Below are 15,496 nucleotides of genomic sequence, written 5' to 3'. Positions count from 1 at the left end.
GCAGGAACCATGGCGGGACGTCCCACGCCCGGCTCCCTCGCTGCTGTGCCCGAGCGGGTCGCCGAACTGCCCCGCCACGGGGTGACGACGGGCTTCCTCGCGCGCAGGCTCGGGGTGTCACCGACGACGCTGCGCTCCTGGGACCGCCGGTACGGCCTGGGGCCCGCCGTACGGGCCGAGGGCCGCCAGCGCCGCTGGTCGCCCGAGGACGTGGCGATGCTCCAGGAGATGTGCCGGCTGACGGCCGCGGGAGTGCCTCCGGCGGAGGCCGCCCGCGCCGCCATGGAGCGGGCGAGGGGGCAGGCCGCCGAGGCGCCCCGCGCGACCCCCGTGTCCCCGGGCGCGCAACCCGGTGACGTGGGCGTTCCCGCACCCGCTGCCCCGGCCGTCCGGGTACGGCGTGGTCACCCCCCGGCCTCCGCCCTGCCCCTGGGCGACGTGCGCCAGGAATGCCGAGGGCTGGCCCGTGCCGCCGTCCGGCTGGACGCGGCGGCCGTCCAGGAACAACTTCTGGCCGTCGTGCGCGCCTACGGGCTCGCCGTGGCGTGGGAAGAGGTGATGGCGCCCACCCTGCGGGCGGTCGGCCGCAAGTGGGAGTCCTCCGGCGACCGGTACGTGGAGGTCGAGCACCTGCTGTCCTGGCACATCTCCACCACACTGCGGCACATGTACCTCTCGACGCCGGGACCGGCGGGGGAGGCCGCGCCCGTCCTGCTGGCCTGTCTCCCCGACGAGCACCACACGCTGCCTCTGGAGGCGCTCGCCGCCGCGCTGGCGGAGCGGCGCGTCCCGGTGCTGATGCTCGGCGGAGCGGTCCCGGCCGAGGCACTGGACGCGGCCGTACGACGTGTCGCCCCGGCCGCGGTCGCCCTGTGGGCCCAGTCGCGGGCCACCGCCGGCCTGGCGCTGGCCCAGCACATCGCCGCGACCCGCTGGGGGATCCGCGGCGCGCGCAGACAGAGCCCCGTGCTTCTGTGCGGCCCCGGCTGGGGCCGCCGCACTCCGGAGGAACTGCCGCGGCCGTCCGGACTGCAGGACGCGGTGACCATGCTCGTGCCGCTCTCGGCTTCGACGCGACCGTAGGAGCGCGCCCGAACACCGAACGAGAGCCTCCCGGAAGCGCGTCAGCCGCACATCAGTCTCGCGTCAGCCGCGCTTCAGTTCCCGTTCTCGTCGCGACGGCAGTACAGGAACAGATGCGGCTCGGGCCCGGCGCCGGGATGGTCCGGCGTGAACACGGCGCTGTGCCGGGACAGGACCGTCAGCCCCGCCGCCTCCACCATGCCGACGACGCCCTCCTCGGCGAAGCTGGTCGCGCGGACCGGCAGGCCCATGAAGAGCACCTCGACGTCCTCCACGTCCGCGGGCACGGTGGCCAGCACCAGATGCCCGCCCGGCCTGAGGGCGAGAGCCAGCCGCCGCGTCAGCGCCGTCTGCTCGGCGCGCGTCATCTGCAGCAGCGAGAAGAACACGCACACGCCGTCGAACGAGTCGGCGTCGAGGGGGAGATCCCGGATGTCGCCGTGCCGGAACTCGGCTTCGGGGACCTGACGGGCGGCGAGTTCCACCATGACGGGGGAGACGTCGACGCCCAGCACGGAGTGGCCCGCCTCGACCAGCGCGGCTGCCGTGGGCCGCCCCGTGCCGCTGCCCACGTCCAGCGTCCGCGCCGCCGGCGGCAGCCGCTCGATCAGCCAGTCCAGCGCGGACAGATGGGCGGGAGCACGCGCGAACGCCTTCTCGTAGGAGGGACCCAGCGCGTCGAACAGCGCCGCGGCGGGCGGCCGTTGGTCCTCTTGCCTCACGTCGGCGTCCCTTCGCTCATCGACCCGTATGGTCGCACCCGCGGGACACACGCCACAACGGCCGCCCGGTGCGCGTGCGTCACGGCGGGCCGGGCAGGGGAGAATGAGGACCGTACTCGGAGGACCGTGTTCAACGGTCCTCGACGGTCGACCTTTGCGGAGGAGCGGGGCATGCAGGACGCGCGAGCGGGGCAGGTCGCCGGGCCCGAGGACCTCATCGACGTGGCCCGTCTGGTCACGGCGTACTACGCGCTGCGGCCGGACCCCGCCGAGCCCGGCCAGCGGGTGGCCTTCGGCACCTCGGGACACCGCGGCTCGTCCCTCGCGGCGGCGTTCAACGAGGATCACATCGCGGCCACCAGCCAGGCCATCTGCGAGTACCGCGCCGCCCAGGGCACGGACGGCCCCCTCTTCCTCGGCGCCGACACCCACGCCCTGTCCGAGCCCGCGCGGATCACGGCCCTGGAGGTGTTCGCCGCCAACGACGTGACCGTCCTCATCGACCAGACCGACGGCTACACGCCCACCCCGGCGGTCTCGCTCGCCATCCTCACCCACAACCGTGGCCGTACGTCCGGCCTCGCCGACGGCGTGGTCGTCACGCCCTCGCACAACCCGCCCGCCGACGGCGGCTTCAAGTACAACCCGCCGAGCGGCGGGCCGGCCGGCTCGGAGGCGACCTCCTGGATCCAGGACCGCGCCAACGACATCATCGCGGGGGGCCTGAAGGACGTACGGCGCGTCCCGTACGCCCGCGCCCTGGCGGCCCCCGGCACCGGCCGGTACGACTTCCTCGGCGCCTACGTGGCGGACCTCCCCGAGGTGCTGGACCTGGAGGCGATCCGGTCCGCCGGCGTACGGATCGGCGCCGACCCCCTGGGCGGCGCCTCGGTCGCCTACTGGGGCCGCATCGCCGAACAGCACGGGCTCGACCTGACGGTGGTCAACCCGCTCACCGACCCCACCTGGCGCTTCATGACGCTGGACTGGGACGGCAAGATCCGCATGGACTGTTCCTCGCCGTACGCCATGGCCTCCCTCATCGAGCGGCGCGACCGGTTCGACATCGCCACCGGCAACGACGCCGACGCCGACCGGCACGGCATCGTCACACCGGACGGGGGCCTGATGAACCCCAACCACTATCTGGCCGTGGCGATCTCGTACCTCTTCTCGCACCGGCAGCAGTGGCCCGCGGGCGCCGGCGTCGGCAAGACCCTGGTGTCGTCCAGCATGATCGACCGGGTTGCGGCGGACGCCGGCCGCCCGCTGGTCGAAGTCCCGGTCGGCTTCAAGTGGTTCGTGGACGGACTGTCCGACGGCACGCTCGGCTTCGGCGGCGAGGAGTCGGCCGGCGCGTCCTTCCTGCGCCGCGACGGCTCGGTGTGGACCACCGACAAGGACGGCATCATCCTGGCGCTGCTCGCCTCCGAGATCACGGCCGTCACCGGCAAGACCCCCTCGCGGCACTACACCGAGCTGACCGACCGCTTCGGCGCCCCCGCCTACGCGCGCGTCGACGCCCCGGCGTCCCGCGAGGAGAAGGCGCTACTGGCCAAGTTGTCGCCGCGCCAGGTCACCGCCGACACCCTCGCCGGTGACCCGGTGACATCGGTCCTCACCGAGGCCCCCGGCAACGGAGCCGCCCTCGGCGGCATCAAGGTCTCCACCGCCAACGCCTGGTTCGCGGCCCGCCCCTCGGGCACGGAGGACGTCTACAAGATCTACGGGGAGTCCTTCCTCGGCCCGGACCATCTGGCCCGGGTCCAGGAGGAGGCCCGGTCCGTGGTGCTCACGGCCCTGGGCGGCTGACGCCCGACCCTTCACATGGCGTGAGGCCGGTGGCGGGCACCCGGGCATCCGCGGGATGCCCGGGTGCCCGCGACGGGTCGGTCCGAAGCTCGCCCACCACCCGAGTACCTGACACTCCACCAACAGCCCGAACCGGACATCGTCGGTTACTTCCCGAACGTCGAACCGGCCACCCTGACCGCTGTCGACTCCGCATCCGCGCGCATCCGCGCCGACGGGGCGCGCGTTCTGCGCAGTGTTCTGATGAAGCCGGAGTCCGGACACCACGTCAGGAGTGGCGCCTCAGGGTCGAGCACCTCACCAAGGCCCGCTGAGCGGTCCGCCATGCGTGGGCCATGCCCCGCCGGAGAGCAAGCGGAAATCCGGACCGGCCGAATAAGCAGGGTTACCCCGAGTCAAGGACAGAGCGGCTGATCTGAGGCTGTTTGGCATGTCCTCGCCCGGCCTAGGTTCGCTGTGCCCGCACATCGATCGGCCATGTCGGTCATGCCGTCAGAAGTACGCACTCACTCCCGAGTGCGCCCTCCCACGATCTTCGAAGGAGCTACTTCGTGCGCAGTCTCAGACACGCGATACTCCCGCTGGCCGCGGCCACCGTCCTCGCGCTGATAGGTGCGGCAACGACAGCCGAGGCGGCCCCCGCCCCGGCGCAGACCCGCACCCAGACCGAGCGCGCCGGCGGTGATCCCACCGCCGTCGGGAGCGGTGCGACCAGCGCCGGCCGGACCGCACGTCTGTCGAGCGGTGACCCGGTCGACTCGGCCCAGGACATCGCCGCGCTGGAGCGCTACTGGACACCGGAGCGGATGGCGAAGGCCGTCTCGCTCGACAGAGCGCCCGCGTCCTCCGGCGCCGCCACCACGAAGGCCGGCCCCACCGGGAAACCGGGCACGATCCCGTCCGCCCCCGCCCGTTCCGACCAGGCGGCCCCGCGCATCAACGAATCCGCGGCGGTGGGCAAGGTGTTCTTCACCAACCCCAGCAACGGCGGCACGTACGCGTGTTCGGCGAGCGCCCTCAACAGCGACTCGAAACAGATGGTGGTCACGGCCGGGCACTGCGTCCACGGCGGCAGCGGCGGCACCTGGATGACGAACTGGGTCTATGTGCCGCGCTACCGCTCCGGGGCCCGCCCGTTCGGCACCTTCGCCGCCAAGCAGATGCGCACGTTCAACGCCTGGATCAACAGCAGCGACCTCAGGCGGGACGTGGCCATGGTGACCACGTGGCCCCTCAACGGCAACAAGATCGTCAATGTCACCGGCGGCCACGGGATGAGCTGGAACTTCTCGCGCACGCAGCCCGTCACCATCCTCGGCTACCCGGGGAACTTCGACAGCGGTGAGATCCAGTGGGCCTGCACGGGCACGACACGGGCGGCCAGCGACAACGGCATCGAGCTCCAGTGCAACTTCGGCGGCGGGTCCAGCGGAGGACCATGGCTGCGTGTGTTCAACGACTCCAACGGCCTCGGATCGGTCAACGGCGTGATGAGCACCGTCACCTCGACCGGCTGGAACGAGGCCGCCTACTTCGACGACGCGGTCAAGGGAATGTACGACGCCCAGGGCGGCGTCACCTGAAGCACCTGAAGCACCTTCAGTACCTGAAACGTCTGAAGCACCTGACAGGAACAGGAGGCAGCCATGCGTCGTAGCGGTACGAGCCGTTGGGCGGCGGCCGCCGCCGTTGTCGCGGCCGTCGTGGTGGCGGTGGCCGCCTGGCGCACCGCGGCCACCGCCTCGGACCCCGACTCGCAGCCGGACTCCGGCACCACGGCCCATGAGACACGACAGGAGCCGGAGAAGGTCCGGCAGTACTGGACGCCCGAGCGGATGAGGGAAGCCGACGGCGCGCCCATGCCGAAGCGCGACTGACGGGCGAGCACCCGCCAGGAGCATGGCACCAGTCGGAAGCTTGGCACCCCGGGGCGTGGGAGACCCCACGCCCCGGGGTGTCGTGTCAGTCCGCCGCGGGGTACACCCGGGTCACCTTGCCGTCGGTGTCGGCCTCCAGGTAGCCGGACTGGTTGTACTCGTCGCTCAGGTACACGGCCATTCCGGCCGGGGTGTCGAAGATGTCGTTGGGCTGCTTGACCAGCAGATAACGATTCTCCGGATCGGGAACGTTGAGCTTCTTCTCCGCCTCCTTCAACAGGGCGGGAACCTTGTCCCAGTCGAAGTCGTCGAGGCTGACGGGCTGTTCGCCACCGGCGAGCGTGCCCTTGATGATGCCCTTCTCCACGCCCCGCCCCGGGCGGTAGGTGTAGCTGTCGTACTTCGTGTCACTGCCCTCGACCATGAGCTGGGCCGACACGTAGTCCGGGTAGACCGAGAAGTCCCCGTACCTGTCGCGGCCGGTCTCCTTCTCGAACGCCTTGATCGCCGTGCGGATGCCGTTCGGGGTCAGCATGCCGCCGACTGCCACGTCGCTCGACTGCTGGGTGTCCTGGTCGTCCTCGGTCGGTGACGCGTCGTCGGACGGTGCGGCGGACGACTTCGACTTCGACTCCGAGGCCGAGGTGGAGGTGGTCGGCCCGGCGTTCGCGTTCGTGTCACGGGCGTCGTCCAGGGGCAGCAGCCACCACAGCAGGACCAGGACACCGGCGAGCGACACCCCCGACAGGCTCAGCAGGACCGCGAGACGGGGCCCCTGTCGCCGTACCTCCTTCACGGGCGCGGTCGTCGGCTGGTACGGCCCCGAGCCCGGCAGCGACTGGACCAGCGGGGCGTGGCCCAGCGGTGGCTGAACGGGCGGCGAGTGGTGTGGCGGTGAGTGAACGGGTGGTGTGTGGACGGGGGGTGACTGGGCGGGCGGCGGACCGAAGCCCGCGGAGGTGACGCGCGTGGTGCCGGAAACTCCCGGCCCGACCCCGGTGCCGGGAGTCGGCGGATGCAGCGCATACGACGTGGGTTCGTCCCGCACGGGCGGGGTGGCGGGCACGGTGGCCGTCCCCGACTCGACCTCGGCGAGTCGCGCGTCCAGTACGGCCGCGGACGGCCGCGCCGCCGGATCGCGCACGAGCACGCTCATCAGGACGTCGCCCAGCGCGCCGGCGCGCACCGGGGGCGCCACGTCGTCGTTGAGGACCGCCGCGAGCGTGGCCAGGGTGGAGCCCCGGCGCAGCGGGTGGTGTCCCTCCACGGCGGCGTACAGCATCATCGCCAGCGACCACAGGTCGGAGGCGGATCCGCCCTCGTGCCCCGATATGCGTTCCGGTGCCATGAAGTCGGGCGTGCCGATGACGGAGCCGGTGGCGGTGAGACCGCTCGTCTCGCGGATCGCGGCGATACCGAAGTCGGTCAGGACGGGGCGCCCGTCGGGGCGCAGCAGGACGTTGGCCGGCTTGACGTCACGGTGCTGGATCCCGGCGTCGTGCGCGGCGGTCAGTGCGCCCAGCACCTGCCGGCCGATCCGCGCGGCCTCGGCCGGCGGCATCGGGCCCTGGGTCAGCCGGTCGGCCAGCGAGCCGCCGCTGACCAGTTCCATCACGATCCACGGGTAGGTGCCGTCGCCGCCGTCGACGATGTGGTGGATGGTGACGACGTTCGGATGGTCGATGCGGGCCAGTGCCCTGGCCTCGCGCAGCACCCGTTCCCGTAGCGTCCGCGCGCCGTCCGGGTCGTACTCGGCGAGGTCCCGGTCGGGCGGGCGGACCTCCTTGACCGCCACGAGCCGGTGCAGCACCAGGTCCCGGGCCCGCCAGACCGTCCCCATCCCGCCCCCGCCGAGGCGGGTCTCCAACTCGAAGCGCCCGTCGACGACTCGTCTGACGGGGCCTCTGTCGTCCTCGTTCATGGGCGGGAGCATAGTTGCCGCGACCGACAGCCCTCTCGGCCCCCGGGGCCCGGTCTCGCGGGAGACCCGGAGGTGACGCGGTCAGCGCATGCCCGCCGCGTCGAGCAGCGTGGTCACCGTGGGCTCGACGAGGCCCGTGAGAGTGTCCGCTCCGATGCCCGCGCGGGCGCCGGCGCCGTCGAAGACCAGGCTGAGCTGCCGGGCCAGCAGGTCGGGGTCCTTCGCCCCGCCCCGCTCGGCCTCGGTGCGGAAGAAGCCGGTCAGGTTCTGCTTGACCTGCCGGGCGACACGGCTGGCGGGATGGTTCTGGTCCTTCAGCTCGATCTGGGCTGCCAGGTAGGGGCAGCCGTGGAACTCGGGCGTTCCCGACTGCGCTTCCATCTGCCGGAAGACGTGCAGGATCCGTTCCCGGGGCGGCCGGTCGTCCTCCGCCGCGGGCAGGAGCGCCGCCACGTAGTGGGCGGTGCGCTGCTCCAGGCTCGCCGCCAGCAGGTCGTCCTTGCTCTCGAACAGCTGGTACATGGAGCGCTTCGACACCCCCGCCGCCCTGCACAGGGCCTCGACGCCGATGCCGACGCCCTCTCGGTAGGTGAGGGTGGCCGCCGCGCTGAGCAGCCGCTCCCGGGGACTGGGCTTCGCCTCGGTGGTCATACCGCGAGGCTAACGCGATTCACGCCGAATGAAAACTGATCGGTTTCCAGTGGGGGTCTGCGCACCCGTGGCGGATCGGCCCCCGGCCTTGCGCCTGGAAACCGATCGGTTTACGGTGAGGGAAACCGATCGGTTTCCCATTCTTCGGAGGTAGTCATGACCGCATTGAAGGGCGCACACGTCTTCGTCACCGGCGGCAGCCGTGGCATAGGCAAGGCGCTGGTGGAGGAGCTGTTCGCGCGCGGTGCCGGCAAGGTCTACGCCACGGCCCGCGACCCGCGCACCGTGACGCACCCCGACGCGGTCCCCGTGGCGCTGGAGGTCACCGACCCCGCTTCCGTCGCGGCCGCCGCCGCACGGGCGGAGGACGTCACCGTGCTGATCAACAACGCCGGTGCCTCGGTCGGCGCGTCCTTCCTCGACTCCCCGGTCGACGACGTGCGCCGGGAGTTCGAGACCAACTTCTACGGCCCCCTCCTCCTCACCCGGGCCTTCGCGCCCGTCATCCAGCGCAACGGCGGCGGCCACCTCCTCAATGTCCACTCCGTGCTCTCCTGGCTGGCTCTCGGCGGCTCCTACAGCGCCTCCAAGGCCGCCCTGTGGTCGCAGACCAACTCCCTGCGCCTGGAGCTCCAGCCGCGCGGCATCTCCGTCACCGGACTGCACGTGGGGTACGTGGACACCGATCTGGCGGCCGGCGTCGACGCGCCCAAGTCCGACCCCCGTGACGTCGCGGCACTGGCCCTCGACGGGGTCGAGACGGGCGCGTACGAGGTGCTCGCCGACGACATCTCGCGGCAGGTCAAGGCGGGCCTGTCCGGTGACCTGGCCGGGCTGTACGCCCAGCTGGCCGCGTAGGAGAGGGGAAGCGGCGAGATGCCCGTACGGGAGTCAGGGCCCACGATCCACATCCCGGGGACCACGAGCCACACCATCGCCCCGCGCGCGGAACTCCGGGGCCGCGAGGGGACACTGCGCTACCTGAAGGCGGGCTCCGGCGCCCCCCTGGTCCTGCTGCACACCGTGCGCACCCAGGCCGAGCACTTCCGTCACCTCATCCCTTCCCTCGCGGACCGGTACACCGTGTACGCCCTGGACCTGCCGGGGATGGGCTACTCCGAGATCGTGCCCGGGGCGTCGTACGACGAGCCGGCCATGCGCGCGGGCGTGGAGCGTCTCCTGGCCGAACTCGACCTCCAGGACGTCACGTTGGTCGGAGAGTCCATGGGGGCCGTGCTCGCCCTCACCACCGCGGCCGATCTCCCGGAGCGGGTACGGCGCGTCGTCGCGGTCAACACCTACGACTTCCGCGGCGGCATCGCCCGGTCCTCGCTGCTCGCCCGGCTGGTGGTCGGCGGCGTCCTCGCGCCGGGAGTGGGCCCGCTGATCGCCGGGGTGGAGCCCAGGGCCGCCCTCAGCAAGATCCTCCGGGGCGGCCTCGGTGACAGGAGCGCACTGCGGGAGGACTACGTCGACGAACTCCTCCGGGTCGGAGGCCGCCCCGGCTACCCGGCCGTCGCCCGGGGCGTGTACCAGGCCCTGCCCAGCCTCATCGCGGCCCGCGCGCGCTACCCCGAGGTCAAGGCCCCCGTCCACCTCGTCTACGGCGAGAAGGACTGGTCCCGGCCGGCGGACCGGGAGGCCGATCGGCGACTGCTCCCGAGCGCCGACTTCACCGAGGTGCCGCAGGCCGGCCACTTCATCGCCCTGGAACGGCCCGACGTACTGGCCGACCTGTTGAACGCGGTGGCGTGACCCGGGTGAACCGGCGTCCACCCCAGAGGGATCGCCCTCCTGGACCGGGTTCCGGCGAACCGGGTCCCAGGCGGCTCGCTGGGCTTCCGGTGGGGGAGGGGGAGGCCGGGCGAGGCCGCTGGAATCTCGACCTGGCGGCGTCGTCCCCGAACTGACCCTGCTCGAACGGGCCGAGGGGACGGCCGTGATCACGCTGCCCCGCTTCGACGAGGGCTCGACGGAGGGCGGCTCGACGATGGTGTGCGCGGTCCCGGTGCGCCGGAGGTGAGAGGCGAGCGCAGTGCCGGGACGCGGTCTCGTTCGTACGCGCGGCTCGGTCACGGAGCCCCTCGCCTCCGGGTGGCGGGCAGTGATGCGGCCCAGCACCTCGGTGACGGGCCGCATCGACCGTCGCCACATGCACGCCGGACACAGCGGGGCGGGCCGACGAGGAGTGGCGTCGGCCCGTCCCGCTGTGTCCGGCGAATCATCGGGGCGCGGCCGCCTCCTGCGACTGGGCCGATGTTCCGGGAGGCGTCAGGTCGAAGTCGACGGACACCACACCCTCCACGGCACGGACGAGCCGGGCCGCCACCGGTACCAACGAGGTGTCCCGGACCCGGCCGCCCAGTCGTACGACACCGTCCCGCACGTCCACCCGGACCGCGGAGTCCGGGGACGGGAAGAGGTAGGCGACGACCTCACGCCGGACCTCCTCGGCGATCTCCTCGTCGGTCCGGAGGAACACCTTCAGCAGATCCACGCGGCTGACGACGCCCACCAGCACCCCGCCCGCGTCGACCACCGGAAGGCGCTTGACCCTGGCCCGGGCCATCGTGCGGGCCGCCTGGGCGAGCGTCTCCCCCGAACCGACCGTGAGGGCGGGGGAGGTCATCAGCTCCTCGGCGGTCACCGCACCGGCCTTCGCGAGATCCGCCAGGCGTCGCAGCTGGGTGTACCGGTCGGGGTCGCTGTCGCGGAACTCCTCCTTGGGCAACAGGTCCGCCTCGGACACGACACCGACCACCCGGCCCCCTGCCTCGACCACGGGCACGGCGCTGATCCGCCTGTCCCGCATCAGCCGGACGATCTCCTTGAAGACCGTCCCACGGCCGACTGTCACGACCGTCCGGGTCATGACGTCGCCGACGACGTGCGGTGTGCCGTGCATGATCTCTCCTTCGAAGTCCGTGCTGGGCCGTGCTGGGGAGGGCGGGCGAGTGGCCTCAGCCGACGTTGCCGGCTCCGTAGGGGGCGTACAGGTCCAGCAGCCGGGTCCGTGCCGCCTGCAGACGGTGGGCGAGCACCTCTCCTACCCACAGGCCGACGGCCCGGCCCATGTCCGGGTCCTCCTGGCACATGAGACGCACGGCCGTGGCGTCGAACTCGTACGCCCGCACCGGTGTCGTCGCCTCGGCGCCCAGGTGCCAGACGTGCGGGGGGAACAGCCAGGACCAGCCGACGAGTTCGTTGTGCCGGAGCGACTCGATGACGGCCGGCCGGCGGCCCGGCACCCGCATGTCGAGTTCGACGCTGCCCGTGCGGATGATCCAGAACCGGTCGGCCCGGCTCCCCTCCTCGAACAGCCGTGTCCCTTGTGGGAAGGCCACCTCACGGGCGACGCGCATCAGCCGCTGCCGGTGCTCGGCGGGCAGCGCCCGCAGCATGCTGGGCGTGGGTGTGGTGATCATGGCGTGCCTCCAGGCGGTCTACCGGAACTGCCATGCCCAGCCTGTGCCGCGCCGCCCCCACCCGCCATGGGCCGTCCGGTCCTCCACCCGGGCCGGTCGGCACGGCGGACGAGCCTTCCGGCACCCTGTGGCGGCCCGGGCCCCGCTGTTCCATGGAGACATGGGAAGACCTGCCCGAGCGAGGGGGATGAGAACCGTGGGTACCTCACTGACTCCCGACTTCTGGAGGCTGTTCGCCGTCCTCCTGGCCGTGTCCGCGACGCTCACGTTCGTGGTGAGCGCCCTGCTGGACGCGCTGTACGTGCGGCGGCTGCGGCGCCGGCGGGACCGGCAGCCCACCGCCCACACGGACGGGACCCCGGGCGGGCCGTCCCCCACCCCGACACACCGCACATCCGACCGCTCGCCCGCGACCCCCGCGCACCGCACACCCGATCACCCGCCCGTGACCCCGGCGGACCGCACCCCGCCCCCGCCCCGGCGGACGCCGGCACACCACTGAGGGGCCGGCCCCCGTCCGGGGACACGGCGACCGGGCAGCGACCGTGGGCGGCCCGGGCGGCCCGGAGCACCCGTCTCCGGGCCGCCCGGGCCGCGGCAGGCGCCGGCCCGAAAACCGGCCGCACACCGTCAGGACCGTACTCGCCGCCCCTGGAGGACCGAGTCATGCGTATGGTCGTCGCCCTCGGCGGCAACGCCCTGCTGCACCGGGGCGATCGCCCCGACGCGGCCGTCCAGCAGGCGAACGTGGACCGGGTCGCCACCGCCCTCGCCGCTCTGGCCCGTGACCACGAAATCGTGGTCACCCACGGCAACGGCCCCCAGCTCGGGCTGCTCGCGCGGGAGAGCGAGTCGGACGCCGCGCTGAGCGCGCCCTACCCGATGCACCTCCTCGGGGCCCAGACCCAGGGCATGATCGGCTCCCTGCTGGCCCGCGCCCTGCACAACGCCATGCCGCGCCGCCGGATCGCCACCCTGGTGACCCACACCCTCGTCCGGCGTGACGACCCGGCCTTCGACCGGCCCGCCAAGCCGGTGGGCCAGGTGTATCCGCGGGACGCCGCCCGCCGCCTCGCCCGCACGCACGGCTGGCACATGGCGCCGGCCGGCGAGGGCCGACGGCGCGTCGTACCCTCCCCGAGCCCCGAACGCGTCCTGGAGACCGACACGGTGCGTGAACTCCTCGCCACCGGCACGCTGGTGATCTGCGGAGGCGGCGGTGGCGTACCGGTCACCGCCGACCCTGTCACCGGTGCGCTCACCGGCGTCGAGGCGGTCGTGGACAAGGACCTCACCGCCGCCCTGCTCGCCGAGGAACTGAAGGCCGACTTCCTGCTGATCCTCACGGACGTGCCCTACGTGTACGACGGCTACGGCACACCGGAGCAGCGCCCCCTCCTCGACGCCACCCCCGACCAGCTGCGCGGGCGCCGCTTCCCCGACGGTTCCATGGGCCCGAAGGCCGAGGCCGCCGCCCGGTTCGTCAGCCGTACCGGAGGGCTGGCCGCCATCGGCGCCCTGGACGCGGCCTACCAGATCGTCCACGGACTCTCGGGCACGCTGATCCGCCCCGGGCTGCCCACGCAGTGAGCGCACGCCGCCGCCGGGTCCCGGGCCGCCCGGCACCGGAGAAAGGGCCCAACGGCCCGGTCGCGTGCGCCCCTCGGCACTCCCCGCGCCCGGCGTCGAGCGACCAGCATCCGAGGGACAGGCAGGTGCGACGAACCGAGGAGAGGACCGGCGATGACCGCGACCACGACCGTGGGCAGCCGAACGAGCGACGCCTGGCGGGACTTCGCCGGGACGCACTGGCGCGAACAGGTCGACGTGCGTGACTTCATCCAGGCCAACTACACCCCGTACGAGGGCGACGCCGGCTTCCTGAGCGGCCCGACGGACCGTACCCGCGCGGTCTGGGAGAAGATCGTCGCGCTCTTCCCCGAGGAGCGCAGCCGTGGCGTCCTCGACGTCGACACCGCGACCCCTTCGACGATCACCTCGCACGCGCCCGGGTACATCGACCGCGACCGCGAACTGATCGTCGGCCTGCAGACGGACGCGCCGCTCAAGCGCGCGATCATGCCGAACGGCGGGCTGCGGATGGTGGAGAACGGCCTGCGGGCCTACGGCTACGAGCCCGACCCGTTCGTCACCCGGGTCTTCGGCACCTACCGCAAGACCCACAACGACGGTGTCTTCGACGCCTACACCCCCGAGATGCGGGCCGCCCGCAGGGCGGGCATCATCACCGGGCTCCCGGACTCCTACGGACGGGGCCGGATCATCGGCGACTACCGTCGCGTGGCGCTCTACGGCACGGACCGGCTGACCGAGGCCAAGAAGGCCGAGCGGGCCCTGCTGGACGCCCGGCCCTCCACCGCCGACGTCATCCGGGACCGGGAGGAACTCGCCGAGCAGATCCGGGCGTTGGGCGCGCTGACCCGGATGGCCGCCGGCTACGGCTGCGACGTCTCCCGCCCCGCGGCCACCGCCCACGAGGCCGTGCAGTGGCTCTACCTCGGCTACCTCGCCGCCGTGAAGGAACAGAACGGCGCCGCGATGTCGCTGGGCCGCACCTCGACCTTCCTCGACGTCTACCTCCAGCGGGACCTGACCGACGGAGTGCTCGACGAGACCCGCGCCCAGGAGCTGATCGACGACTTCGTCATCAAGCTGCGGATCGTACGGTTCCTGCGCACCCCCGAGTACGACGCCCTCTTCTCCGGCGACCCCACCTGGGTGACGGAGTCCATCGGCGGCATCGGCGCCGACGGACGCCCGCTGGTCACCCGCACCTCCTTCCGCTTCCTGCAGACGCTGTACAACCTGGGCCCCGCCCCCGAGCCGAACCTCACGGTGCTGTGGTCGCCGCGGCTGCCCGAGGGCTTCAAGCGGTTCTGCGCCCAGGTCTCCATCGACACCAGCGCCGTCCAGTACGAGTCCGACGAGCTGACGCGCCCCCGCACCGGGGACGACACGGCGATCGCCTGCTGTGTCTCCGCCATGACCGTGGGCCGGCAGATGCAGTTCTTCGGCGCCCGGGTGAACCTCGCCAAGGCACTGCTGTACGCGGTCAACGGCGGCCGGGACGAGATGACCTCCGAGCAGGTCGCCCCTGCCATGCCCCCGCTCACCGGGGAGTACCTGGACCACGAGGAGCTCTCCGCGGCGTACGACCGCGTCCTGGACTGGCTTGCCGCGACGTACGTCGACGCGCTCAACGTCATCCACTACATGCACGACAAGTACGCCTACGAAAGCATCGAGATGGCGCTGCACGACCACCCGGTGCACCGCTTCATGGCCTGCGGCATCGCGGGGCTGTCGGTCGCCGTGGACAGCCTGTCGGCCGTCAAGTACGCACGGGTGAAGGTGTTCCGGGACGCCACCGGCCTGGCCGTCGACTTCCGTACCGAGGGGGACTTCCCGACCTTCGGCAACAACGACGACCGCGCCGACGACATCGCCGTCCACCTGGTCGAGTCGTTCATGGCGAAGGTGCGCGCGCACCCCACCTACCGGAACGCCGAACACACCCAGTCGGTCCTCACCATCACCTCCAACGTGGTCTACGGCAAACACACCGGCAACACCCCCGACGGCCGCCGCGCCGGACAGCCCTTCGCGCCCGGCGCCAACCCCATGAACGGCCGCGACCGGCACGGGGTCGCCGCCTCGGCCCTCTCGGTGGCGAAGCTGCCGTACGAGCAGGCCCGCGACGGCATCTCGCTGACGACGACCATCACCCCGGAGGGACTCGGCCACCGTCCCGACGAGCGCGCGGGCCATCTCGTCGGCATCCTCGACGCCTACACGGCCGCGGGCGGCTTCCACATGAACGTCAACGTGCTGGACCGCGCCACGCTCCAGGACGCGATGGAGCACCCGGAGAAGTACCCCGACCTGACCGTCCGCGTCTCCGGATACGCCGTCAACTTCGTGCGGCTCACCCGCGAGCAGCAGCTCGACGTGATCAGCCGCACCTTCCACGGGTCGATGTGAGCC

Annotated in this window: 14 protein-coding genes; 9 read left to right on the top strand and 5 right to left on the bottom strand. The window is 72.3% G+C overall.

Going from position 1 to position 15,496, the window contains the following annotated elements; genetic code table 11:
* Positions 1-9 precede the first annotated feature (9 nt).
* The gene (locus tag ACZ9QC_RS01545) at positions 10-1,083 is read left to right on the top strand and encodes a MerR family transcriptional regulator (RefSeq protein ID WP_472918411.1); all 1,074 of its coding nucleotides are present in this window, start codon (positions 10-12) and stop codon (positions 1,081-1,083) included.
* A 74-nt stretch (positions 1,084-1,157) separates the two neighbouring features.
* Here ACZ9QC_RS01545 and ACZ9QC_RS01540 read toward each other — a convergent pair whose 3' ends face one another.
* A complete protein-coding gene (locus ACZ9QC_RS01540; protein ID WP_472918410.1) occupies positions 1,158-1,805 on the bottom strand; it encodes a class I SAM-dependent methyltransferase in 648 nt (215 codons plus the stop codon).
* A 171-nt stretch (positions 1,806-1,976) separates the two neighbouring features.
* On the opposite strand from ACZ9QC_RS01540, the gene pgm reads away from it, so the two are divergent.
* From pgm to ACZ9QC_RS01525, 3 genes are all read left to right on the top strand, one after another.
* Positions 1,977-3,617 (top strand): phosphoglucomutase (alpha-D-glucose-1,6-bisphosphate-dependent), encoded by a 1,641-nt coding sequence (gene pgm, locus ACZ9QC_RS01535; protein WP_472918409.1) that lies wholly within the window; start codon positions 1,977-1,979, stop codon positions 3,615-3,617.
* Between the two features lie 551 nt (positions 3,618-4,168).
* Positions 4,169-5,200, top strand: a complete 1,032-nt coding sequence (locus tag ACZ9QC_RS01530; RefSeq protein WP_472918408.1) for a trypsin-like serine peptidase — start codon at positions 4,169-4,171, stop codon at positions 5,198-5,200.
* Positions 5,201-5,263: 63 nt separating this feature from the next.
* Positions 5,264-5,494: a hypothetical protein gene (locus ACZ9QC_RS01525; RefSeq protein ID WP_472918407.1), complete on the top strand. Its 231-nt coding sequence runs from the start codon at positions 5,264-5,266 to the stop codon at positions 5,492-5,494.
* 85 nt (positions 5,495-5,579) lie between these two features.
* Here ACZ9QC_RS01525 and ACZ9QC_RS01520 read toward each other — a convergent pair whose 3' ends face one another.
* Together ACZ9QC_RS01520 and ACZ9QC_RS01515 are read right to left on the bottom strand one after the other, a co-directional pair.
* Positions 5,580-7,415 carry a serine/threonine-protein kinase gene (locus tag ACZ9QC_RS01520; protein WP_472918406.1) on the bottom strand — a complete coding sequence of 612 codons (1,836 nt, stop codon included), beginning with the start codon at positions 7,413-7,415 and terminating at the stop codon, positions 5,580-5,582.
* 81 nt (positions 7,416-7,496) lie between these two features.
* Positions 7,497-8,066, bottom strand: coding sequence for a TetR/AcrR family transcriptional regulator (locus ACZ9QC_RS01515; RefSeq protein WP_472918405.1), 570 nt, complete (start codon positions 8,064-8,066; stop codon positions 7,497-7,499).
* A 156-nt stretch (positions 8,067-8,222) separates the two neighbouring features.
* Between ACZ9QC_RS01515 and ACZ9QC_RS01510 the strand changes: the two genes are divergently transcribed.
* Together ACZ9QC_RS01510 and ACZ9QC_RS01505 are read left to right on the top strand one after the other, a co-directional pair.
* Entirely contained in the window at positions 8,223-8,924 is a 702-nt protein-coding gene (locus tag ACZ9QC_RS01510) for an SDR family oxidoreductase (protein ID WP_472918404.1), read from the top strand.
* A gap of 18 nt (positions 8,925-8,942) precedes the next feature.
* Positions 8,943-9,821, top strand: coding sequence for an alpha/beta fold hydrolase (locus ACZ9QC_RS01505; RefSeq protein WP_472918403.1), 879 nt, complete (start codon positions 8,943-8,945; stop codon positions 9,819-9,821).
* A gap of 466 nt (positions 9,822-10,287) precedes the next feature.
* Here the strand turns inward: ACZ9QC_RS01505 and ACZ9QC_RS01500 are convergent, their stop codons facing one another.
* Positions 10,288-10,971, bottom strand: coding sequence for a CBS domain-containing protein (locus tag ACZ9QC_RS01500; protein ID WP_472918402.1), 684 nt, complete (start codon positions 10,969-10,971; stop codon positions 10,288-10,290).
* A gap of 55 nt (positions 10,972-11,026) precedes the next feature.
* The gene (locus ACZ9QC_RS01495; protein ID WP_472918401.1) at positions 11,027-11,491 is read right to left on the bottom strand and encodes a cyclic nucleotide-binding domain-containing protein; all 465 of its coding nucleotides are present in this window, start codon (positions 11,489-11,491) and stop codon (positions 11,027-11,029) included.
* Positions 11,492-11,687: 196 nt separating this feature from the next.
* On the opposite strand from ACZ9QC_RS01495, the gene ACZ9QC_RS01490 reads away from it, so the two are divergent.
* The 3 genes from ACZ9QC_RS01490 (at position 11,688) to pflB (ending at position 15,493) form a co-directional block, all read left to right on the top strand.
* Entirely contained in the window at positions 11,688-11,993 is a 306-nt protein-coding gene (locus tag ACZ9QC_RS01490) for a hypothetical protein (protein WP_472918400.1), read from the top strand.
* A 164-nt stretch (positions 11,994-12,157) separates the two neighbouring features.
* A complete protein-coding gene (locus ACZ9QC_RS01485) occupies positions 12,158-13,081 on the top strand; it encodes a carbamate kinase (protein ID WP_472918399.1) in 924 nt (307 codons plus the stop codon).
* A 153-nt stretch (positions 13,082-13,234) separates the two neighbouring features.
* Positions 13,235-15,493: a formate C-acetyltransferase gene (pflB, locus tag ACZ9QC_RS01480; protein ID WP_472918398.1), complete on the top strand. Its 2,259-nt coding sequence runs from the start codon at positions 13,235-13,237 to the stop codon at positions 15,491-15,493.
* Positions 15,494-15,496: the final 3 nt, after the last annotated feature.

The organism is Streptomyces sp. HUAS MS02 (assembly GCF_055702265.1).
The sequence above is the reverse complement of the archived record's forward strand: the minus strand, read 5'-3'. Positions and strand labels throughout refer to the sequence as shown.

Coding starts and splice junctions, on each gene's coding strand:
- ACZ9QC_RS01485 (WP_472918399.1), top strand. CDS start 12,158: ATGCGTATGGTCGTCGCCCTCGGCGGCAACGCCCTGCTGCACCGGGGC.
- ACZ9QC_RS01525 (WP_472918407.1), top strand. CDS start 5,264: ATGCGTCGTAGCGGTACGAGCCGTTGGGCGGCGGCCGCCGCCGTTGTC.
- ACZ9QC_RS01520 (WP_472918406.1), bottom strand. CDS start 7,415: ATGAACGAGGACGACAGAGGCCCCGTCAGACGAGTCGTCGACGGGCGC.
- ACZ9QC_RS01545 (WP_472918411.1), top strand. CDS start 10: ATGGCGGGACGTCCCACGCCCGGCTCCCTCGCTGCTGTGCCCGAGCGG.
- ACZ9QC_RS01515 (WP_472918405.1), bottom strand. CDS start 8,066: ATGACCACCGAGGCGAAGCCCAGTCCCCGGGAGCGGCTGCTCAGCGCG.
- ACZ9QC_RS01500 (WP_472918402.1), bottom strand. CDS start 10,971: ATGCACGGCACACCGCACGTCGTCGGCGACGTCATGACCCGGACGGTC.
- ACZ9QC_RS01505 (WP_472918403.1), top strand. CDS start 8,943: ATGCCCGTACGGGAGTCAGGGCCCACGATCCACATCCCGGGGACCACG.
- pgm (WP_472918409.1), top strand. CDS start 1,977: ATGCAGGACGCGCGAGCGGGGCAGGTCGCCGGGCCCGAGGACCTCATC.
- ACZ9QC_RS01495 (WP_472918401.1), bottom strand. CDS start 11,491: ATGATCACCACACCCACGCCCAGCATGCTGCGGGCGCTGCCCGCCGAG.
- ACZ9QC_RS01510 (WP_472918404.1), top strand. CDS start 8,223: ATGACCGCATTGAAGGGCGCACACGTCTTCGTCACCGGCGGCAGCCGT.
- pflB (WP_472918398.1), top strand. CDS start 13,235: ATGACCGCGACCACGACCGTGGGCAGCCGAACGAGCGACGCCTGGCGG.